14 protein-coding genes are annotated in these 21,109 nt (G+C 66.6%); 6 read left to right on the top strand and 8 right to left on the bottom strand.

Annotated features, from left to right (window positions below):
• Positions 1-253: 253 nt before the first annotated feature.
• Positions 254-3,235, bottom strand: coding sequence for a PPC domain-containing protein (locus tag NC595_RS11615; RefSeq protein ID WP_253566589.1), 2,982 nt, complete (start codon positions 3,233-3,235; stop codon positions 254-256).
• 1,254 nt (positions 3,236-4,489) lie between these two features.
• Here NC595_RS11615 and NC595_RS11610 point away from each other — a divergent pair.
• Complete coding sequence (locus tag NC595_RS11610; protein ID WP_253566587.1) at positions 4,490-5,515, top strand: alpha/beta hydrolase; 1,026 nt, start codon at positions 4,490-4,492, stop codon at positions 5,513-5,515.
• 191 nt (positions 5,516-5,706) lie between these two features.
• Here the strand turns inward: NC595_RS11610 and NC595_RS11605 are convergent, their stop codons facing one another.
• Positions 5,707-6,195, bottom strand: a complete 489-nt coding sequence (locus tag NC595_RS11605) for a hypothetical protein (protein ID WP_253566585.1) — start codon at positions 6,193-6,195, stop codon at positions 5,707-5,709.
• Between the two features lie 325 nt (positions 6,196-6,520).
• Between NC595_RS11605 and NC595_RS11600 the strand changes: the two genes are divergently transcribed.
• The gene (locus NC595_RS11600) at positions 6,521-6,913 is read left to right on the top strand and encodes a winged helix-turn-helix domain-containing protein (RefSeq protein WP_253566583.1); all 393 of its coding nucleotides are present in this window, start codon (positions 6,521-6,523) and stop codon (positions 6,911-6,913) included.
• Between the two features lie 135 nt (positions 6,914-7,048).
• Here the strand turns inward: NC595_RS11600 and NC595_RS11595 are convergent, their stop codons facing one another.
• From NC595_RS11595 to NC595_RS11575, 5 genes are all read right to left on the bottom strand, one after another.
• Complete coding sequence (locus NC595_RS11595) at positions 7,049-7,231, bottom strand: YgaP family membrane protein (protein ID WP_063671664.1); 183 nt, start codon at positions 7,229-7,231, stop codon at positions 7,049-7,051.
• A gap of 215 nt (positions 7,232-7,446) precedes the next feature.
• Positions 7,447-9,231 carry a M61 family metallopeptidase gene (locus tag NC595_RS11590; RefSeq protein WP_253566581.1) on the bottom strand — a complete coding sequence of 595 codons (1,785 nt, stop codon included), beginning with the start codon at positions 9,229-9,231 and terminating at the stop codon, positions 7,447-7,449.
• Positions 9,232-9,604: 373 nt separating this feature from the next.
• The gene (locus NC595_RS11585; protein WP_253566579.1) at positions 9,605-10,486 is read right to left on the bottom strand and encodes a hypothetical protein; all 882 of its coding nucleotides are present in this window, start codon (positions 10,484-10,486) and stop codon (positions 9,605-9,607) included.
• Between the two features lie 240 nt (positions 10,487-10,726).
• Positions 10,727-11,944, bottom strand: a complete 1,218-nt coding sequence (locus tag NC595_RS11580; RefSeq protein WP_253566577.1) for an acetyltransferase domain-containing protein — start codon at positions 11,942-11,944, stop codon at positions 10,727-10,729.
• Between the two features lie 193 nt (positions 11,945-12,137).
• A complete protein-coding gene (locus tag NC595_RS11575) occupies positions 12,138-12,482 on the bottom strand; it encodes a YciI family protein (RefSeq protein WP_253566575.1) in 345 nt (114 codons plus the stop codon).
• Positions 12,483-12,788: 306 nt separating this feature from the next.
• On the opposite strand from NC595_RS11575, the gene NC595_RS11570 reads away from it, so the two are divergent.
• The 3 genes from NC595_RS11570 to NC595_RS11560 all read left to right on the top strand — a co-directional run bounded on the left by NC595_RS11570 (position 12,789) and on the right by NC595_RS11560 (position 15,841).
• Complete coding sequence (locus tag NC595_RS11570; protein WP_253566573.1) at positions 12,789-13,595, top strand: protein NO VEIN domain-containing protein; 807 nt, start codon at positions 12,789-12,791, stop codon at positions 13,593-13,595.
• 325 nt (positions 13,596-13,920) lie between these two features.
• Entirely contained in the window at positions 13,921-14,511 is a 591-nt protein-coding gene (locus NC595_RS11565) for a hypothetical protein (RefSeq protein ID WP_253566571.1), read from the top strand.
• 28 nt (positions 14,512-14,539) lie between these two features.
• A complete protein-coding gene (locus NC595_RS11560; protein ID WP_253566569.1) occupies positions 14,540-15,841 on the top strand; it encodes an XVIPCD domain-containing protein in 1,302 nt (433 codons plus the stop codon).
• Between the two features lie 168 nt (positions 15,842-16,009).
• Here NC595_RS11560 and NC595_RS11555 read toward each other — a convergent pair whose 3' ends face one another.
• Complete coding sequence (locus NC595_RS11555; protein WP_253566567.1) at positions 16,010-17,716, bottom strand: M28 family metallopeptidase; 1,707 nt, start codon at positions 17,714-17,716, stop codon at positions 16,010-16,012.
• A 255-nt stretch (positions 17,717-17,971) separates the two neighbouring features.
• On the opposite strand from NC595_RS11555, the gene NC595_RS11550 reads away from it, so the two are divergent.
• The gene (locus NC595_RS11550) at positions 17,972-21,088 is read left to right on the top strand and encodes a WD40/YVTN/BNR-like repeat-containing protein (RefSeq protein WP_253566565.1); all 3,117 of its coding nucleotides are present in this window, start codon (positions 17,972-17,974) and stop codon (positions 21,086-21,088) included.
• Positions 21,089-21,109 lie beyond the last annotated feature (21 nt).

Raw genomic sequence — 21,109 nt, 5'->3', positions numbered from 1 at the left:
CGTACGCACGGCGATACCACTCGCGCAGTCTGCAGATGCGCAACCGGCACAGCCGCTGCGATAAACGAATGAGGCCCGGCAATGCCGGGCCTCGTCTTGGTGAAACATGGGCGGAGGCGGCGTCCCGAAAGGCCCGATGAAGCCAGTTTCCGCCTCCCGACCTCGACTTCCGCCACCGCCGCGGGCGCTCCGCGATGACCGGGCAGGCCATCGCAGAGCACCCTGGACGTCACCGGAGCATCCCGCCCCTCCTTTACGGCAACCACTGGGCACGGATGGTCAGGCCCGTGACGGCCGCCCTGGCGTGCACCAGGATGTAGTACGTGCCCGCCTTCGGACTGCTCCAGGTACACAGCTCGTGGTTGCCGGTATGGGCCGAACGGCAGTCGAATTTCTTCAAGGTCGGCGCCGAACCGTACTTGACGTACAGATCGGCGTTGCCCGTGCCATTCACGGTCAGGACCTCCGCATAGGTCACGCCGCTGGGAACGACCATGGTGAACTGCAGGTTCTGGCCCTTGGCGATGTTCAACCCGGCCACGGCCACATCGTTCTTCAGCTGACCGGCCGGAGCCGGAGCCGGAGCCGGAGCCGGAGCCGGAGCCGGGGCGGGAGCCGGAGCCGGAGCCGGAGCCGGAGCCGGAGCGGGAGCGGGAGCGGGAGCGGGAGCGGGAGCGGGAGCCGGAGCCGGAGCCGGAGCCGGAGCCGGGGCCGGGGCCGGGGCCGGGGCCGGGGCGGGAGCCGGGGCGGGAGCCGGAGCCGGAGCCGGAGCGGGAGCCGGAGCCGGAGCCGGAGCCGGAGCCGGAGCCGGAGCGGGAGCCGGAGCCGGAGCCGGAGCCGGAGCCGGAGCGGGAGCCGGAGCCGGAGCCGGAGCCGGAGCGGGAGCCGGAGCCGGAGCCGGAGCCACCGTCGCAGACGGCGTCACCGTGCCGCCACCGCTCACGTCGAAGGCAAGCACGCCGTTGGCGCTGGCCATGAAGGTGCCACCGGCCTTGACGCTCACCTGCTGCTGCCCGTTGACGCTGGCCACCGTCACCGAATAACCGGTCTGGGGAACCAGCTCGGTGATCACGTGGCTGGCCGCAGCGGCAGGCACGGTGTAGCTGATGGTGCCGCTCATCGGCGTACCGGCAGCGCCGGCGCTGTTGATGACGACATCGTTGCCGCTGCTTGCGGCAAGGTACACACCCACGATGCTACCCGCGTTGACGGTGACCGGGCTGGCGGTCGCCACGCCCGCCGCCGACGACGAGGTATCGAACACATTCAACCACTGCTGGCTGAGCGCCGACGTCGGCGCGCGCTCCTGCACCTGCCACACCTTCACCGGGTTGCTGCCCGGATACAGGCCCGTGGTGGTCGTGGCCGCGTTGGCGGGCAGCACCGTGGTCATGGCACCGGCGTAGGTCCCGTTGTAGGTCACGTCCAGCCGGGTCTCGCCGGCGGGCGCGGTGCCCTGGGTCGGACTGGCCGGGAAGTGCCATGCCAGGTACTGGTCGTAGGCGCTGCTGCCGGCCGTGGTCCGGTCATGGACGACGAAGCGGTTCGGCCGCAGGTAAACCACCTCGCGCGACCAGCCCGCCACCGCCGGACCGGCGGAGAACTTGCGGTACATGTCCTCGATATGTTCGGCACGGGTGTAGACGTACTCGCCACCATCCTCGTAGGCCGCCACGTGCGTGCGGACCTGGTTGTCCTCGGTGGTCGCGGCGATCTGGCCGCCGGGCTCGACGATCTTGCCGCTGCTTTTGTTGAACACGTAGAAGATGTTGTAGAGCTCGCGGTTGCCCATGTAGAGCGTGCCGTCGGCGCTGCCGTAGTTGTCGTTGTAGATCTTGTCTTCGTCGGCACTGCCGGTGGACCCATGCACCATCCAGCCGCCCGCATTCACCAGCAGCGGGGTGTTGCCGCGGGTCAGCGCCACGCTGCCCTGGTCGAAATACTGCTCACCCTGCGACGGGGCATTGGTGTACGGGCCGGCGCGGAACGACATCCAGCTGGCAGCGGTGCTCCAGTCGGAGCGGGCCGACACGGCGTTCATGCCCTGGGCAAAGTAGGACACCGGCAGGGAGTCGAGCGACGCGCTCGGCGCGGAGGGGTTGGTCTCCAGGAACAGCAGCCAGGGCGCGGAGGAGTTGAAGCCATTGGTGGCCGCGCTGACTTCGTTGAGGTACTCGTGGAACACACCCGCCTTGGGAGATTTCCAGAAGCCCAACTCGCCCAGCACCATTTCCGCCAGTCCCACCTGGGTGGTGCCCGGCATGCCGATACCCATCGGCGAGCCGTCCGCGTGGTTCATGTCGCGGTCGTCGAAGTAGGCGCGCGACGGCCAGGTGAAATGGATCAGGTAGTCGGCATTGTCCGTCGGGTAGCTGAAAGGCGCGGCCGAGGCGTGGACGATGTCCGTGCCGGTGGCCGTCATCACCTCGCGCGCCGGCAGGCTCATGTTGAACATGCCCAGCGGCGCGTAGTTGGCAAAGCCCTCCGGCCAGCCACCGCCGGAAAGATGCTTCGCGTAGTACGGCTGGACCCGCTGGGCGAACTGGTTGTTGTACCAGTCGTTCCACTGCGTCGGGGCACTGGGGTTGTCGCCGTAGGTACCCAGAGCGATGGCTGCCTTGGCGTGGAAATAGCCGGCGAAGTAGTTGCTCTGCGGATGGTTGTATTCAAACGTATTCGTTTCGAACGAGGTCACCCACGCGTTGGCCGTGGTGTAGATCTGGGTACGCTGCGCCGGAGTCAGCAGGTCGTACAGCCAGTCGTAGCCCAAGCCGAAACCCACGCCGTAGTAGCGCATGGCATAGCCGTCGCCGCTGTTCGGATTCCATCCCTGGTTGCCGCTGGCGGTGGAGTACGGCGTGGCCATCTTCATCAGGATGTCGACCGCCTTGGCGCCATAGGTGGCCGCCGCCGTCGCATTGCTGGTCTTCAGGGTCTGGTAGCACAGCGCCTCGGACAACAGGGCCGGCAGATAGGACTCGCCCTCGTAGCCCGAACCGATGTTGGGCGGATTCGGATAGGCACTGCCCGTCGGATAGTTCACCGTGCCGCCGATGTACGAATCGCAGACCGTTTTCAGCATCTGCCACTCGGGCGTGTTGGCGGCAGCGTTCTGGCGCAGGGCGGAAAGGGTCGACGTATCGAGAATCATGCGCGGGTGGGCGGCAGTCACCGCCGGTGCCGTCGCGGCGAAAGCGCTCGAGGACGTGGTGGTGGCCAGCAGCGTGAAGAGCATGGCGCACGCGCCGGCGCCCACGCCGCGCAGATATTTGGACGGCTGGCCGAGGGGACGGCGGTCGCTGGACGCGGCCGGGGCCGAAACGAGGGCGTACGATGCACGCCCCGCCTTCTTGTTGCGGGGAAAGTTCATTAAGGGACTCCAAAAAACTCTTCCGCGGACGCTTGCGACGTGCCTTCGTCTGTCACACGGGTGGGGGATGGGGGAATGTGGCTTTGTGGGGTATGGCTAGATCCGGGGTCGATCTGAGGTGGCACGTTACGCAGAAGCGTCTTGGTCAATTGTTAGCCACCTCACAGAGCAATGTGAAAGGACCGTGATGACGCGCACGCTTCGCGAAGTTGAGCCGCAAATACCCCCCCTGTCCCCCCTTGCGGAAGCGGAGTACGGGGTATCCGCACCCGGCTGCGACCGGGTGCCTGGCTCCTGAAATGGATGCCGACCGCTGGGCCCTGCCCGCCCACAGCCCCTCCTATCCGGTGCGGGCGGGTGCCGCGACGAGTGCGAGTGCGCCGCGAAAGCGGGCAGCCGGGTCGGGACCAAGGACGTCCCGGCCGGGGCCGCAGGCTCGCTCTGACGATCACGTCATGCCTGGGGAACGGCATTTGCGTGCACCGGATCGTCTGCACGGCGGCGCGATTCGCGGCGCCATGAAGGCCCGGAACGTCCCTTCGTGCGATTGCGGCGGGAGCACCATCGGAGGCCCGGGCGCCAGCCGGTACCCCTGGGAGGATGCATGGCCGGGCGGCCCGGATCCGATACGGGCGGCGTGATGGTTGCCTACCCGTACGGCCACCAATGCGCCGGGCGGCGCCTGTTGCGGCTGCGCGTCGATGACGTCAGCGCGCCGCCGGCCAGGGGCCATGCGGACGGGTCACGGTCCCGGGGCCCAGGAATGCGTAACGATCGGCCGATGTGCACGGCGGCAGGAAAACAGCTCCGGGCACAGCTGGGTCGTTCGTTCATGCCCTGGCCGCAGCGGCGCCGCATGTCCTGAGCGGGAGCCGGCACGTTTCCCGTTGTCCGCACGTGCGGAAGCCCGTCTGCGCCCCCTGACCGGCCTGCGGCCACGCTGCCCGGCGCCTCCCACCCGGAGGCGTCCCGGTGCATCGCACGGCAGCAACTCCGCGCCATCCCGGCCGTCGTCGCTCGCGCCTCTCTGGCCTGCGCGTCCTGAACTTCCCGCATGGGCGCCAGTCGATGAAGACACCGGTCCGGCGCCCTGGCCGAGCCATCGATGGGAGATGCGCCTTGAACAGGACATACCTGAAAGCGGGCCCTGCCCTGCTGCTGGTCGCGATGCTGGGCCACGCCCAGGCCAACGACGCGAGCGCCACGACCATGTCGCAGCGCCTGCCGGATACCTATGCCCAGCCGGCAAAACGGGTCGACCTAGGCCATGGCCGCCAGCTCAACCTGCGCTGCTCCGGCAGCGGCCCGCAGACGGTGATGCTGGAGGCCGGAGCCATCGCCGACTCCTCCACCTGGTACAGGGTGCAGCCGCTGCTGGCGGCCCGCGCCCGCGTCTGCGCGTACGACCGGGCGGGCTTCGGCTTCAGCAGCGAAGGACCGATGCCGCGTGACCTCGATGCCGACGTGGCGGACCTGCACGCGCTGATCCGGCGCGCCGGCCTCGGCACGCCGCTGGTGCTGGTGGGGCACTCGCTGGGCAGCAACATCGTTCGCCGGTATGCGAGCCGGTACCCGGCGGACGTGGGCGCGATGGTCCTGCTCGACCCGCCCGCGCAGGACATCGGCCGGTTCGCCCCCGCCTGGCAGAAGGACGAGGACACCCTCTCGGTGCAGCGGTTCGCCTTCCTCCACCGCTGCGAGGCGGCTGCCCAAAAGCACGCACTGCCGTCCAGCGATCCGGAGCTGAGCCACTGCCTCGGCGGGCCCGACCCACACGCCAGCGGCCGGCTCAACGCAGTGAACCTTTCCCTCAAGTCCAGGCCGGCGTTCTGGCGCACCGTGCTGTCGGTGCTGCAGGACAACGTCCAGGTGTTCAGGCAACCGGTGTCGGCAAGCGAGTCGCACGGCTCGACGCCACTGATCGTGCTGTCCGCCGCCAACACCTACGCCGACGCCTTGCCCCGTGACCGCAAGGGGCTGGAAGAGGCCCGGGCCCACACGCAGGCGCAGATCGTCGCCAGCTCTTCCCGCGGCAGACTGGTGCAGGTGCCCGATACCTCCCATGACATCCAGATCGATCAGCCCGAGGCGGTGGTCAAGGCGGTGGAGCAGGCCATGCGGATGGCGCGATCGTCACCCGAGTAACGCGCTCCAGCGGTAAGCGACAGCAAGGCTAGCAGGGAGAAGCGTGTTCAATCCCTGTAACGCCGATCCCATGGCGATCCAGTCGATCTCTGCAGCCAGCTGATCGTGGCCCGGCATTGGCCATGAGTGACCGGGAAGCAAGAGTCAGGGTCGACTTTCCGGAATGTGCACCCTGACCCCTGCCCGGTCGCTCACCCGCCTGCATCAACGGCAGCCACCGACAGCGTCGACGCCATGCGCGGCCCCGGTGCGCTGCCCGATACCGGCACGGAGACCAGGCTGCAGCGGCGCCCCTGCGATGGATCGCCGCCCTTGCAGTACACGTTCACGATGGCGACCGTGTTCCGCCCGGCGTCCATCAATTGGATCTGCTTTGCCAGGCCGGATCCGGAGTTGTCGATCGCGACGGTGACATAGGGGCTCATGGCAAGCCCCTGCTTCCGCAGCGCCTCGGCGGCCGCGGCCGCCCGCTGCGCGTGGACGTACTGCCGATGAGTGTGACCGACGAGGGCCTTCAGTCCGTAGCCCGTGTCGAAATCGACGACGTAGACCCCGTACGGGGCCGGCAAGCCGGTCACGGTGACATTCTGCAGCTCGGTGGTCTGGTTCTGGGCGGCACTGATGCTGGGGACGCATGCAAAGCCGAAACTCACGATTGCAGCAACGACGGTGTGCTTCATGGGAGCCTCCCGACGAGCGCCGATGCCCGTCGGGAAAATTCTGGGCCGGTGCGGCGACGTTTACCTGAGGAATCCATGAGGAATCTGCGTGGATTCGGGGGTGACTTTCGGCAGGTTCCGCGTGCGACCCGCCATTCGTTACCCGTGCAACCGTTGCCGGCAGCGCTACGCGATCCGCGGGAGTGATCGTGTCCTGGCGGACTTCCATGCTCCCGACCCGGACTGGACGCTGACTGTCCGGAAAAAAATGACCTCTGGCAGACGCCTCGCTGCCACCGGCCGGCGCACACTTCGCCGACAGGGTCAGTCTCCGAGAGGCACCGTCATGCCGCGCTCCGAACTGGACGAGCATTGGTTCTACCAGTGCGACGACATCATCGTCGATCCCCACGCGCACCGACTGGAGCGCGCCGGCCGGGACCGGCCCCTGGAACCCAAGGCCTATGCGGTGCTGCTGACACTGCTGGAACAGGCCGGCGACGTGGTCGACAAGACGACCCTGCTCGATACCGCCTGGGGCCACCGCCATGTCACTCCAGGCGTACTCGCCCATGCGATCTCGCAATTGCGCCAGGCCTTGGGCGACTCGGCATTGCATCCGCGGTACATCGCCACCGTGCACACCATCGGCTACCGCTTCATCGGCAAGGTGCATCGCCGGCCGCGGTTTGCGCCGGCGTGGCTGCGGCTGCCGGCAAACACGTTGAGCCGCCCGTAGCGGGCGGTCGCAAGGCATCCGCGTCGGGCGTGGCCGAACTCGGGCGACCATCCTCGTCACAGGGGCTCGCCACTTCAGCCGGAAGGCCATCGGCCGGCGCGCAAAAGGGTGTAGCCTGCCGACCCTCTGCCCAGCTCAGCGCTTGCAGGTATTGACGCCAATCAGGCTGTACAACGGGCAGAAGTTGAACAGCCCCGTGGCCAGCGGCACCACCCCGATCCACGCCCACACCGGGCCGCCGGCAACCGCCCACACGATCAGCAGTAGACCGACTGCGATACGAAGCCACTTGTCCACGGATCCGACGTTGGATTTCATGCGCATGCCCTCCTGAAGGTGGGCGCAGCATGGCAGCCGCGGTCCGGAGGCCCCTTGATCGCGGTCAACTACCGCCGAAAACACACCCCGGCCAGCCCCACATCCCGTGCCCGCCGGACACTCACGGGCGATGCATCCCATGCCGCGGGCCCCGGCCCCTCCGTGCCTGGCCCCGCCGGGTGACTGTCGCCGTCCCGCTGGCCCGTGCCGTCATCTCAGCCTCCCGCCGCCCTCGCGATGTCGCCAAGGTAATCGAGGGTTCCGGCGACCCGCACCAGATGCGGGTACTTGAGCCCATCGTGGTAATCGATCGCGAGCGTGCGATAGGTATCGAGATACGAAACCATGAGCGTGATCGGTGCGTGGCTGCCCTTCGCCCGCCGGATGGCGTCCTTGAGCATGTCGCCGGTGAAATGCTCGCCGTCGACGGCGACGATCTTCATGCCCGGCACCAGGCCCGCCGTGTAGGCAGGGCCGTCCCACTGCACGTCGCTCACCTCGCCCTTGTCGGACATCGTCGCCCCGATCGAATAGGCCAGGTCGATGCGGTGGTCCGCCTTCGACACCGCCTGGTCGTAGTCGGAGGGCGTGTCGGTGTACGCCACCTTCCAGCCGCCACGCTCGATACCGTGCTCCGGCAACGCCTCGCCGGTGGCGTCCAGCCGCTGGCGCAGGAAGCCTGCCCAGTCGAACGGCTGCACCTGGTTCAATGCGCCCACCAGGTCGTCGAACGTGTAGGTGCGGGTGACGTAGCTGCCGTTGTCCATGCTGTAGAACAGCCTGGCGAAGTCGTCCAGCGAACGGCGGTTGTGGCTGAGCTGGCGAATCTTCGTGTCGACGTCCAGCCACAGCAGCTCGCCCTCCGGATAGAAATCCGTGCCGCGACGATAGTTGCCCCAGTAATCACCGTTGAAATACAGCAGCTGCGCGCTGGTCGCAGTGTCCTGCAGCGGGCGCCAGGCACGTCCGGTGCGGTGGGCCATCTTCGCCCCGACCGAGGCCAGCGAATCGCGGAACTGCGCCGGTGTCAGCAGGCCCGAGCGCACCGCCAGCACGGCCGACCAGTACTCGGTCAGACCCTCGTACGACCACACCATGTCGGCCGGCTGCGGCGTGTTGAACGCCGGCGTCCACATGTCGGCAGGCCGGCGGAACTTGCCGTTCCACGAGTGGGTGAATTCATGCGGGATCAGCGTGGCCGAGGCGATGAACGCGTCGGCATCGGTAAGGAAGTCCGCTCCCGTCATCTCGAAGCTCGACTGATGATGCTCCAGTCCGGTCCCCGCTACGTGATCGGAGACCGTCAGCAGCAGGTCGTAGTGGTCGTAATGGTGCGCATGGAACAGCGCATACAGCTGCTTCACCATGCGGCGGTACGCGGCCACGTACGCGTCGCTGATCTGCACCGACGCCGCGCTGTCGCCCACGATGTTCAGGTGCACCGGCACCTTGTCGCCAGGCGCCAGGTCCACGCGGCGGAAGTACTCGCCCGCGATCAGCGGCGAGTCGATGAAGTTGTTGAAGCTCATCGGCTTGAAATGCACCGCGTCGCCCGAGCGGCTCGCCACCTCCATCGCCGTGGCGAACTGCCAGCCCGCTGGCAGCACCACGGTCGGCCGGATCGGGATGTCACGCGCGAAGTAGCCGCCGGGATAGAACGCCACCTGGGTCGGATCCAGATCCACCAGATGCGGCGTGGACCACACCTCGTAGCCGTACCAGACGCCCGGTCCGGGCGAGAGGTACTGGAAGGCCAGGTCGATGTGATCGGCCCCCGCCGGCACGTCCAGGTGCAGCGTGTACATGTCCTCCACATCCCGCCGCCACGGCACCGGCTTGCCGTTCGCCGTGATGACCGGACCGGCGATGTTGGCGATGGACCCGTCCGGTGCGTGATCGGGCAGCGGCCACTTCGGGTAGTACAGGGTCAGCGGCCCGGGCGACACCGGAATCGTCTCGTGCATGCGGTAGATGCGCCGCGGCGCATCGCGCAGGTCCATCGTGATGGCCAACGTTCCTGGATATGGTGTGTCCTTCGGCGCGTCGGGCGCCGACGTCTGCGCAACGCACACCATGGACACGACACACCCTGCGACCAGGGCAAGCGCCTGGATGCCCTGACGAACGGACGGCAATTTCACCGGTAACCCCCTGTAACTGGCGATGGCAGGCACGCACGCCGGACGCAGGAAATCGCTCGACGGCAGCGGGCAGACCACGCAAGTGTTTATGTCACTGCACCGATCACGTCAACTCGGCTTCCGAGGGCGCGACGCGATGTCATCGCGTCGGCCGGAAGACCCGGTGGGGCCGCGCTCCAGAAGCCGGCTCGAATGGGTACAGGTGAGCTCCGGGGCTTGGCGAAGAACTCCGTCAGCCCGGTTGGCCCGCTTGCCCCCGGATCGAACCAACGGGCCATAATTCGGCGAGCCAGCGCAAAGCTCCATCGACCTCACACCATAAAGCCAGGCTCTGCTGCACATAGGCCACCGCCTCGTCCCGATCGCCGATGCCCATGTACATCGGTGAACTGTCCGGCAACGGCTCGCGCCCAAGCAACAGGGGAACCACATGCGGATTCTCGTCCGCGGCCGCGCGCACGAGCTGATCGGCCCGCTCGCCAGAGCCCCCCTCCATGAAAGCCGCCAGCGCGCAACTCCATCGAGTGTGCGCAAGACCATCCTCGGGAAACCGCTCGAACAGCGCCCGAGCGCCAGCCACGTCGCGCATGTGCAACAGCCAAGTCACCAGCAGAAGACGCACGCCCTGGTTGTCGGATTCATTGAGCTCGATGAGTTCCCACGCATGACGGACCGCCAGCGCGCGGTCGCCGAACGACCACAACGCCTGGGCAAGATCCAGCTTGGCCCGCATGAACGGGCGCGTCTCGTGCACCGCCCAGAACTCCCCCCTGGAGTGCGAAAACACCGACGTCCCCAGCGCGCTCGTCGCCAGATCGACCACCTCCTCAAGCGCAGCGACGACCTGCTCGGGCGTGCGGGCCTGATGCGCCAGCAGCAGCCGGGCATCCACGCACGTTGGATCGATCTCCAGAGCCCGCCGGGCCAACGCAACCCGCTTGGCAGGGCTTGAGGCATCCCAAGCCTGATAGACCAGTTCCATCGCGCGATCCGCCGCAGACTCAGGCGCTCCATCCGGACCGGCGAGCATCCGCTCCAACTGCCCCAGCGACGGCAGCTCGCTTTTGCCGGTCGACTTCCGACGCTTGCTGGACGATGCGCGGCCCCGGGGCATGTGCGTTCCTCGAGCGATGATGGGTAGAGCCGAGGAGCATACTGCCGCGGCGAACCGAGCACGACTGCAAGCGCGCCCGATGCCTTGCAAACGACGGCATCCCAGGTGCCCGATGATGGACTCGCCCCGCCTCCGCCGTCCGACACACCAGGACTCGAATCGCGGGCCATACACCTCCCAGTCTCATGGCGCTGCCGGCCACGCGTTGGTCGGCACCCGAAGCACCCGTCGCTCCCTGCGTCACAGATAGCTGAGCCACCAGTCCCTGCGCCGCCGCTTCAGGCCCGCATACCAGCAGCAGAGTGGATACAGCGCCAGCACCACGCCGATCCATATTGCGTAGATCCACGGCAGCCCCAGCCCCCAGCCGGGTGGCGCGGTGAACGGGAAGTGGCCCAGGTCCGGCGAGCGGAACATGCCGCCCACGTCGCCATAGCCCACGTAGCAGACGACAACTGCCAGCAGGTGGATCAGGTAGAAGTGCAGCCCATAGAAGAACAGCGGCACCTTGCCGAACGCGAGCGCGGGACGCAGCACGCGCGGCGTGCCGGCGTCGAAGGCCCGCAGCAGGAGCAGCGCCGGCCCCAGCGTCATCAGCAGGAACAGCAGCGATGGCGGGTACTTCTGCGTGTCGAGGAAAGACATCAGTGTCCACGGCGGCGAGCGCTGCACCAACCAGGGGAACGGATCCCCGTAGATGTTGAGCAGCCGCAGCATCACGAAGCCGACCACGAGCCCCAGGCCGAGACGCAGCAGCCACGCCTGCCGGCGGCCCGCGTCCCACGCGTAGACGTTCCCCAGCGCATAGCCCAGCGCGGTCACCCCCAGCCACGGCACCAGCGGATAGGTGACGAACACCGTGTGCGGTCCGGTGACGAGAAAGCCGGGCACATGCAGCACTGTCCACAACGGCTCGAGCGCGCCGAAGGCGGCGGGCGCGATGCCGTCCAGCAGGTTGTGCCCGGCCACCATCGCCACGCCAACGGCCACCAGCGCCCACGCCGGCAGATGGATCAGCCCGGCCAGCACGATCATCGCCCAGCCCAGCGCCCACAAAACGATCAGCAGGGTCACCTGGTAATCGAAGTTGAACTGCAGGGCGAAGCGCATCACCACCGCTTCCAGCACGATCAGCCACAGGCCCCGGGTAACCAGAAAGCGCGACAGCTCGGGCTTGGTCATGCGCCGCAACGTCAGGAAGGCTCCGGTGCCGGTGAGCAGGAAGAACACCGGCGCGCAGAAATGGGTGATCCAGCGGGTGAAGAACAACGGTGCCGTGGTGGTGGCGAGATCGACCGGGTTGGCACCGGGAACGCCGAAGAAATCGTGCACGTGATCCAGCGCCATGATGACGATGATGATCCCGCGCAGCAGGTCGATCGACTCGAGGCGGAAGCGACCGGCCGGTCCCCCGTCGCTTGCGGCATGCACGGCGGTTGGCGCTGTCGTTGTGTCCACGCGGGTTCCCCTTGGTCAGGCGGTTTGAGCATGGCGTGAGGGTGAAGGGCCGAACAAGTAACCCAGGCAGCGGCGCTGACGACCGACGAGGCGAGCGGCAACAGGCCCCCTTCTCGGGATCCGAGTCTGGAACGCAGGGCGCGGCGCGGACCTTCCGAAGATGCCCGCCATCCGCTCCGGTCCGCTCCCGGACTCACGGCTTGAACCGGCGGACCTCCTGCGGCCAGCCGCAGGCTTCAGCCACTTTGCCGGCCCAATGTCTTGCCGCCTGCTCGTCGGCCACGTCGATCACGGCGAACCCGCCCAGGAACTGCGGGTGGCGCACGTATGGCCCGTCGGCAAACCTCAACGTGCCGCTGGTGGCATCCGCGCTGAAAGCCTCCAGCGGGTCTTCCTCCAATCCCCCGGCGAACACGTAGACGCCCGCCGCCTTCATCTCGGCCACCACCGCGCGCGCCAGCGGACCGCGTGCGGCGAACCATGCCTCGCTGTGTTCCCCGACCCAGGCCTGGTTGAAGTAGATGAGGTACTTGCTCATGTCATGCCCCCGAGGCCATGCAGCCCCATGGCTGCCACTCTCATCACGACGAACGGACTCGTGGCCGTTCGACACGTGTCGGCATGGCAAGCGGTCAGCCGTGCCTGCCACCTCCGACAGGTCGGGCACAAAGCGGAATCAGACCATTGATCGCTCTTCATTACCCCCGCTACTCCCCGCCTGTTTCGCCTGGCCCCAATGTCAAAGCGCACGCCCGCGTTGAAATTGGCTACGCTTGGCCGGTCTGATCAGGGGGCGCACGTGTCAACAGGAGAGGAATGGTCTCGGCTGGAGGTGGAAGCCTGCGTGGCCGACTACCTCGCGATGTTGACGCTTCAGCTCAACGGCCAGCGTTACAGCAAGACCGAGCACGCCATATGCTTGATGCAGAAGCTCGAGGGGCGCAGCCGTCCATCCATCGAGTTCAAGCACTGCAACATCAGTGCGGTGATGCTGGAACTGAACTACCCCTACATCCCTGGCTATAAACCGCGCGGCAACTACCAGCACATGTTGCTGGACGTGGTTGAAGCGCAAGTCCAGCTGCGCCCTGATCTACAGGACGCCGCCCAGGCGGCCGTGCTACGCCCCGCGGCCGCCATCGCCATCGCCGACGGAGCATCCGTCTGGGTATCGATGCCCAAACCCTCGCGCATTCGTGAAGCCCCAGCGAACTACGCGCCCAGCTTCTCGCCCGTCAAACGGGATTACCTCGCCCAGGAAGCACGCAACCGCTCGCTCGGGCGCGCCGGCGAACTGTTCGTCCTGGAACTGGAAGCGCGCCGCCTGCACGCCGCCGGCAAGAAGGTGCTCAGCAAGCGCGTCGAGCACGTCGCCGCGACACGAGGCGACGGCCTCGGTTTCGACGTGCTGTCGTTCGAAGAAGACGGCCGCGAGCGGCTGATCGAGGTCAAGACGACCGGTTTCGGCGAGCTGACGCCGTTCTACGTCAGCCGTAACGAACTGGCACGATCCAGGGCTGACGCCGAGCGCTATCAGCTCTATCGCGTCTTCAGCTTCAGGGACAGGCCCCGCCTCTTCGCCCTGCCTGGCGCGATTGAAGACGCCTGCCAGTTGGAAGCAACCACGTACTTGGCGCGCGTCGGCGGCTAGCCCGAGCCACGCTCAGCGGTCGAAGGAAAGTGCGCTCTGACCTCTGCGTCGCCCTCTGCTTTCGTTCCGCGACAAAGACCGCCCAGCCTACGCCAGCCGTCTGAGCCGCAAATTGGCACCTGATCCAAGGAAGAACTTCCCTACGCGAATCGCAGGCCGGATCCGCTTTTCCGGTTACTGATCGCTGCTAGCCTTCCCGCACAGGGAATGTCACGCACCATATCGTCAAGGAGTTCCGATGCTTTCCGCTTGCACGCGCAGTCCCATTATCCGACGCCGAAAACTCACGCTCCTCAGTAAGCTTCTTATCGGGTACGGAGTGAGCGTGGCTACCCTCGGATGCACGGCCGCACCCGCCGGAACGAAGCCGGTGATCGTGCCCGACGATGTGCGCGCCCTCGTCGCACAGACCGACACATTACTGGCCTACAAGGCTGCCGATCTCTACGGGGATGGCTCGTGGGCGGCGGTCATGGTGGTACGCCACCAGGCCAGCGAATCGAGCGATTTCGACTTCGACCACAACCCCTGCGACCTGCTGGTGTTGCGCAGGGTGAGCGGCAAGCTCGTCCAAGCCGATCACAGCAGGAAGGCGGTGGACTGCACCTACAACGATGTCGAAAGGCACGCGCCAGCCATGTCCTTGAATGTCTATCTACAGGTTTCGCCGGGCAACATTGCCTTTACCAACCAAAAGGCCCGAGGCAACAGCTCATTCCATTTCTCCTGGTCCAAAAAGAAAGGCACTTGGTATCTGCGTCGTGCCACTGCAACCAATATTGAAAACGGTCGAGGCATCAATGATGTAAAGGTCATTGACGTGAGCGCAAGCTACCCCAAGAACTTCGGGTGGACACCCATGTCTTCCGTTGATCCGGATGCACTGGCCGAAGTTTTGATCAAACAGACCAAATGAACCGGTTCAAAGGTGAAAGGAGTTCGCCGTGCCACGTTTCAATGAAAGCTCCGCCCTACTTTTCAAGCGCTGCGTCGAGTCGGGAATCGACTCACCGTCCGAGCTCGCCAACATTATGGGAAATGCGTCGGTCGAGACGAATGGCTTCCGCACGATGCACGAACGACTAGGGTATTCATCTGCAGATGCCGTCATAGGTGCATCAACGAGTTCAACTGAGCGTTACACGCGCAAAGAGATCCAGGCCGCTGTCGACAGCCACGACCCAAAAGAGGTGGCCAAGGTGCTCTACGAAGGGCGTGATGACCTGGGCAACATCACGACCGGCGATGGTTACCGTTTTCACGGACGCGGCTATTTTCAGTTCACTGGCCGGTATAACTACACGACATTTGGCGAAAAGTTTGGCGTCGACCTTGCTAGCGACCCCGAACAGGCAGCCCAACCAGAGATGGCCGCGAGACTAGCGATCGCCTACTGGAAGCTCAAGGTTCCGGAAAAGTATCGCGAAGATGCCGCCAAAGCAGGCTTCCATATCAATGGCGGATTCAATGGTCTTGATGCGCGAGTGGCACAGTCGGATCTCTGGAAGGAGACGATCACCCCAGAGCTTGTAGGGAAAGTCAAGGACGGAACCATTGACCTCGGCCAACTCGCCACGCTTGGGGTAGGGGCGCCAACCCACGTTGGCAGCCATGGCTTGGAAGTGAAGCAACTACAGCACTCACTTAGCCAACTGGGATACACAGACGCGCATGGCAGACCGCTGCAATCCGATGGCGACTTCGGTCCGTCAACGCTCAAAGCCGTCAAATCCTTCCAGACAGACCACTACTTGCTGGTCGACGGCATCGCCGGCGCTGCCACCAACCAGGCAATACAGCACGAGGCCATCCAGCACATCAGCCTGCAGCAATCCGCCCTGCGGGCGATAGCGATGGACAACCCGCAACATCCGGGCTATCCCCTGTTCAAGCAATCGCTCGCCTGTGTCGGGAAGCTCGACGAGGCCCAGGGCCGTGCGACGAACTTCCAGAGCTACAACCTTTCTGGCGTGCTGGCTTTGGCGGCAAGGCGCGAGGGGCTGGAGCGGATAGATCATGTGGTGCTTCGCGATGACGCCACCCGGGCGATCGCGGTGCAAGGAGATCTGCGCTCCCCGTTGCGACGGCTGGCCGATGTAGATGTGCTCAGCGGAGTCAACACGCCGCTTGCACAGAGCAGCACGGACTGGACGCAGTTCCAGTCGCCGGGATGGGCCGTGCAGGCGCCCTCCCCGTTGATGCAGACGGCAGATGTGCGGGCGACGCAGCCGGCAATGCAGCGTTGAGACGGAAAGGCCCGGCATTGCCGGGCCTTTGTTCTCCTGTCGGGGGCGCCGTCGGGTGGCACCAGAGCGCCCCCTCTGCCGGCATCGGTATCGCCCCCCTGCGCGCCAGCCTTATGAGATCAGCCTCAGGCCCTCGCGCGGAAAGGCGAACACATCCCCTCTTTTGGCTCAACTGCGCGGCTTCACCTTCGCCGCCGGCACCATCATCTTCCTGCGCGCCGCACGGAACGGGCTGTCGCCATACCACTGCGGCCACACGCCAGTGCGGCTCAGTTCGCGACCCAGGAGGTAGAGCGCCTGGGTGTCTTCGAGGATGCCCGAGTAGTCCCAGTTCGGATTGAACACGTCGTTCGTCGTGTGATAGCGGTGCGCGGTGTAGTCCTCGGCGGCCTTCTCGCCCGCGGCCTTGCCGCCGTCGAGCAGGTCCAGGCCCGAGCTGGCCAGCATCGCGGGCACGCCGGCCTTGGCGAAGTTGAAATGATCGGAGCGGAAATAGAAGCCGTTCTCCGGCGTGGTCTCGGGCGAGATCACCCGGCCCTGGGTTTTCAGCACGCCGGCCAGCATGTCCTCCAGCTGCGATTGGCCCTTGCCGATCACCGTCATGTCGTGCGCGCGACCGATGATCGGCAGCGCGTCCACCGCGATGTCGGCCACCGTCTTGTCCAGCGGGAACACCGGCTTGGCAGCGTAGTACTGCGAGCCGAGCAGGCCCGATTCCTCCAGCGTGGGCATGAAGAACAGCACGCTGCGCTGCGGCGGCGTCTTCTGGTGGGCGAAGGCGTCGGCCAGCTCCAGCAGCATGCTCAGGCCGGTGCCGTTGTCGATCGCGCCGCTGTAGACCTGGTGGCCCTTCAGGCTGGGGTCGGTGCCGAGGTGATCCCAGTGGGCGGTGTAGATCACCGCCTCGTTCGGCTTGGTGCTCCCCTTTACCATCGCCAGCACGTTGTGCGATTCGATGTGGCCGATCTTGTCGTGCAGCGTCACCGAGGCGGTGGCGTTCAGCGGCACCGGCTTGAAGCCCGGCTTGCCCGCCGCCGCCGCCAGCTGGTCGAAGTTGAAGCCCGCCGCGGCGAACAGCCGGGTGGCCGCGTCATGCGTGAGCCAGCCGGCCACCGGAAGCCGCGGTGCCGGATCGACGCGGGTCGGCAGGCTCAGCTGCGGACCGCTGCCGCTGTTCTGCAGCACGCTGAAGGGATAACCGGCCGCCGCATCGCTGGTGTGCACGATGAAGCAGGCCGCGGCGCCCTTCAGCGCCGCCTCGGCGTACTTGTAGGTCCAGCGGCCGTAGTAGGTCATGGCGCGGCCGTTGAACAGTTTGGGGTCGCCGCTGGCAAAGCCCGGATCGTTGACCAGCACGATCACCGTCTTGCCCTTCACGTCGACACCCTGGTAGTCGTTCCAGTGCCAGTTCGGCGCATCCACGCCGTAGCCCAGGAACACCACCGGCGAATGCTTCAGGTCGATCAGCGGCTTGGCCTGCAGCGTCTGCACCATCATGTCGGTGCGATAGGCGAAGCTCGTCTCCTTGCCCTTGGCAGCGATGTGCAGCTTCACGTCCGGATTGAGCAGGGTGATCGCGTCGGCCGGCACGGTCTGGAACCACGAGCCGTGGTTGCCGGGCTTGAGCCCCATGCGCTTGAACTGATCCACCAGCCAGGCCGTGGTGCGCTGCTCGCCAACGGTGCCCGGCTTGCGGCCGCCGAACGCATCGGAGCTGAGCGTCTTGTCGAACGTTGCAAAATCAGCCGCATTGATTTGCGGCGCCAGCGTCACCGCAGGTGCTGCTGCGGACGACGCTGCCGACGGCGCGCCGGCCTGCGCGGCGCCTGCCGCCAAGGTCGCGGCGACCAGCAAGACCGATGTCGCTGCACGCATGAAGAACTCCTCGACTGGCGGAAAGCGACCTTTCTAGCGCGCCGCCGGGTGGCTGTCCATGACACATGGTGCAAGCGCACGTTCTTCCGGATTCCGCGCATCAAAAACCAGACACGACTCGCGTCCGGCCCCGGAGTTAAGTGAACCTGACCCGTTGACTGCACGCCGATGGGCTGCTGTGACTTCCAGCTCTTGAATCTCCCCCGGCAAAATGCGCACATCCCGCGATTCAGCCTGCTGCCCCCGGAGCCACCCATGCGTCTGCGCCATCGCCTCGCCCTGCTCACCCTCGGGATCACCACGGCGCTGGCCGCGCAGGCCTCCGTCGATCCGTCGCTGTACCAGGACCTGCACTGGCGCCTGATCGGACCCTTTCGCGGCGGGCGCGTGCTGACCGTGGCAGGCGTGCCTGGCGACAACCGGCACTTCTATTTCGGCGCGGTGGACGGCGGCGTCTGGGCCACCCAGGACGCCGGTCGCACCTGGCAGCCGATCTTCGACGACGAGAAGGTCGGTTCGATCGGCGCGCTGGCGGTGGCGCCGTCCGACCCGAAGACGCTCTACGTGGGCACCGGCGAAGCCGACATGCGCTCGGACATCGCGCACGGCAACGGCATGTACAAGAGCACCGACGGCGGCAGGCACTGGTCGCACATCGGGCTGGAAGACAGCCGGCAGATCGCCAGCGTGCTGGTCGACCCGCGCGATCCGAACGTGGTGTTCGTCGCTTCGCTCGGCCATGCCTACGGCCCGAATGCCGAACGCGGCGTGTTCCGCTCGCGCGACGGCGGCAAGAGCTGGCACAAGGTGCTGTTCAAGAACGACGACACCGGCGCAATCGACCTGGCCTTCAAGCCCGGCGATCCGGACACGATCTACGCCGCGCTGTGGCAGACCCGCCGCCCGCCGTGGAGTGTCTACCCGCCGTCGGCCGGCCCGGGCAGCGGGCTATACGTCTCGCACGACGGCGGCGAGCACTGGACCCAGCTGCAGGGCCACGGCTTCGCGGCCCATCCCGGCCGTATCGGCATCGCGGTGGCGCCGAGCGAACCGGACCGGGTGTACGCCCTGGTCGATGCGCCGGCCGGCGAAGGCGGCCTGTACCGCTCCGACGACGGCGGCGCGCACTGGAAGCACCTGACGTCCGACCAGCGCATCTGGCAACGCGGCTGGTACTTCTGCCGGCTCACGGTGGACCCGAAGAACGCCGACCGCGTCTACGTGATGAACACCATCGTGCTGCGCTCCGACGACGGCGGCAAAACGTTCATCGCGCTCAAGGGCGACCCCACCGGCGACGACTTCCACCAGATGTGGATCGACCCGACCGACGCCGACCGGCAGATCCTGGGCGTCGACCAGGGCGCACTGGTCACGCTCAACGGCGGCAAGACCTGGAGCAGCTGGTACAACCAGCCCACCGCGCAGATCTATCACGTGGCCACCGACAACCGCTTCCCGTACTGGGTCTACGGGGCGCAGCAGGATTCCGGCGCGGTGGCGCTGCCCAGCCGCACCGGCAGCGGCGACGGCATCACGATGGAGCAGTTCCACGAGGTTACCCCCGGCGGCGAGAGCGACATGATCGCGCCGGATCCGGACGATCCGGACATCGTCTACGGCGGCCGGGTGGACAAGCTGGACACCCGCACCGAACAGACCCGCAGCGTCGATCCCACCCTTGCCTACCCCGCCGCGCACTACCGTGCCGCGTGGACGCTGCCGCTGGCCTTCTCCAAGCGCGACCACAAGGTGCTGTACTTCGCCAACCAGCGCCTGTTCCGCACCGACGACGGCGGCGAGCACTGGGCGCCGATCAGCCCCGACCTGACCCGCGAGGACGCCGGCGTGCCGGCCAACCTCGACGCCCCCACCGCAGCCGACGACGACCACGTCGACAAGCGCCGCGGCGTGATCTACACCATCGCGCCCTCGCCGCTCGACGCCAAGGCGCTGTGGGTGGGCACCGACGACGGCCTGGTCTGGCGCAGCAACGACGGGGGCGCGCACTGGCAGCAGGTCACGCCGCAGGCGCTCACGCCGTGGTCGAAGGTGGCTGGCATCGAGCCCTCGCATTTCGACCCGAACACCGCCTACCTGGCGATCGACCGGCACCGGCTGGACGATGACACGCCCTACCTCTACCGCACCACCGACGGCGGCAAGGCCTGGACGCGCATCGACGCCGGCATCCCGCGCGACAGCTTCGTCAACGTGGTGCGCGAGGATCCCAGGCACCGGGGCCTGCTCTACGCCGGCACGGAACGGGGCATCTACGTCTCGTTCGACGACGGCGCCCACTGGCAAGCGCTGCAGCAGAACCTGCCGATGACCTCGGTGCGCGACATCGACGTGCACGGGGACGATCTGGTGATCGCCACCCACGGCCGCGGCTTCTGGATCATGGACGACGTCAGCGCTCTCCGGCAGATGGCCGGCCTGCACGCGGACACGGCGACCCTGTTCATGCCGGCCACCGCCATCCGTGTTCGCCCCGCCAGCTTCACCGGCACACCGTTCCCGAAGGACGAGCCGATGGCGGCCAATCCGCCGGACGGCGCCATGATCGACTACGCGCTACCGAAGGCGGTGAAGGGCGCGGTGACGCTGACCGTGTTCGATGCCCAGGGCAAGCCGGTGCGCAGTTTCAGCAGCGCCGAGCCGGTGACCAAGCCCGATCCGGCCAAGCTCGCCGTCGCTCCGGAGTGGGTGCCGGCACCGATGCGCCTGTCCACCGCACCGGGCATGCATCGCTTCGTGTGGGATCTGCACTATCCGTCGCAGCTGCCCGCCGAGCCCGACAGCCCGCAAGAGAAAAATGGCGTCTGGGCACCGCCCGGCCAGTACACCGTCGAGCTGCAGGTGAACGGTCACCGCTACCGGCAGCCGCTGCAGCTGAAGGCCGACCCGCGCGTAAAAGTGTCGACGGCCGCCATGCAGCGGGAGTTCGAACTGGCGCGCAAGGTGGAGCAAGCCTCGGCGCGCGCCGCCCGCGCCAGCGCCGAAGCGGGCAAGCTGCTCAAGGCACTGGACGCCCTGCCGCCGACCACGCTGCATCCCCAGGTCGAAGCCCTGATGGCCAAGGCGCAGGACCTGTCCGGCGTGGTCGTGCATCCCGATCTGCGCAACTCGATGGGCACCCCGCCGCGACGCACCGACAGCCTGCGCGCCCTGTCGATGAACCTGGCCAAGCTCGAACAGGCAGTCGACGGCGCCGACGCCGACCCCAGCCCGGATGCGAAGGCATCGTATGCCGAACTGTCGACGACGCTGGATGCCACGATCGAGGCATGGCAGCGGTTGAAGCAAAGCGATCTGGCCGACCTCAATGCACGACTGAAGGCGGCCGCGGACAAACCGATCGCGCTGTAGCAAGAGCAAAACAGGGGGACA

Source organism: Dyella lutea (assembly GCF_024158035.1).
GTDB classification, from domain to species: Bacteria; Pseudomonadota; Gammaproteobacteria; order Xanthomonadales; family Rhodanobacteraceae; genus Dyella_A; species Dyella_A lutea.
This window is presented reverse-complemented; position numbering and strand designations above follow the sequence as displayed.

What these genes read in the sequence shown, in the direction of transcription:
- NC595_RS11615 (WP_253566589.1), bottom strand. Translation starts at nt 3,235, where the DNA reads ATGCTCTTCACGCTGCTGGCCACCACCACGTCCTCGAGCGCTTTCGCC.
- NC595_RS11605 (WP_253566585.1), bottom strand. Translation starts at nt 6,195, where the DNA reads ATGAAGCACACCGTCGTTGCTGCAATCGTGAGTTTCGGCTTTGCATGC.
- NC595_RS11600 (WP_253566583.1), top strand. Translation starts at nt 6,521, where the DNA reads ATGCCGCGCTCCGAACTGGACGAGCATTGGTTCTACCAGTGCGACGAC.
- NC595_RS11595 (WP_063671664.1), bottom strand. Translation starts at nt 7,231, where the DNA reads ATGAAATCCAACGTCGGATCCGTGGACAAGTGGCTTCGTATCGCAGTC.
- NC595_RS11590 (WP_253566581.1), bottom strand. Translation starts at nt 9,231, where the DNA reads ATGGACCTGCGCGATGCGCCGCGGCGCATCTACCGCATGCACGAGACG.
- NC595_RS11585 (WP_253566579.1), bottom strand. Translation starts at nt 10,486, where the DNA reads ATGCCCCGGGGCCGCGCATCGTCCAGCAAGCGTCGGAAGTCGACCGGC.
- NC595_RS11575 (WP_253566575.1), bottom strand. Translation starts at nt 12,482, where the DNA reads ATGAGCAAGTACCTCATCTACTTCAACCAGGCCTGGGTCGGGGAACAC.
- NC595_RS11555 (WP_253566567.1), bottom strand. Translation starts at nt 17,716, where the DNA reads ATGCGTGCAGCGACATCGGTCTTGCTGGTCGCCGCGACCTTGGCGGCA.
- NC595_RS11550 (WP_253566565.1), top strand. Translation starts at nt 17,972, where the DNA reads ATGCGTCTGCGCCATCGCCTCGCCCTGCTCACCCTCGGGATCACCACG.